This window comes from Salinimicrobium oceani (assembly GCF_012037645.1).
Genome location: NZ_JAAVJR010000760.1, coordinates 1 through 422 on the forward strand (window position 1 = coordinate 1; position 422 = coordinate 422).

The following is a 422-nucleotide window of genomic DNA, read 5'->3' on the forward strand; positions in this document are numbered from 1 at the left end:
TCTGGATCTCTGAAGTTCCTTCATAGATCTGGGTGATCTTGGCGTCACGCATAAGACGTTCTACATGATATTCTTTTACGTATCCGTTTCCACCATGCACCTGTACTGCTTCGATGGTCACGTCCATTGCGGTTTTTGAAGCAAAAAGTTTTGCCATGGCACCACTTAGATCATAATTCTCTCCATTATCCTTATCACAGGCAGCCTTCATCACCAGGTGACGGGCAGCTTCGATAGAAGTATGCATGTCGGCCAATTTAAATGCAATGGCCTGGTGGTTCATGATCTCTGTGCCAAAAGCCTTGCGCACTTTTGAATATTCTCTTGCAAGTTCATAAGCTCCTGCAGCAATTCCCAGGGCTTGGGCAGCAATTCCAATTCTTCCGCCGGAAAGGGTTTTCATCGCAAATTTAAATCCGAAG

1 protein-coding gene is annotated in these 422 nt (G+C 45.5%); it reads right to left on the minus strand.

What is annotated here, in order from left to right; genetic code table 11:
• Nucleotides 1-422: acyl-CoA dehydrogenase family protein (locus HC175_RS19270; RefSeq protein ID WP_262887254.1), on the minus strand; the 422-nt coding region annotated here is incomplete at both ends.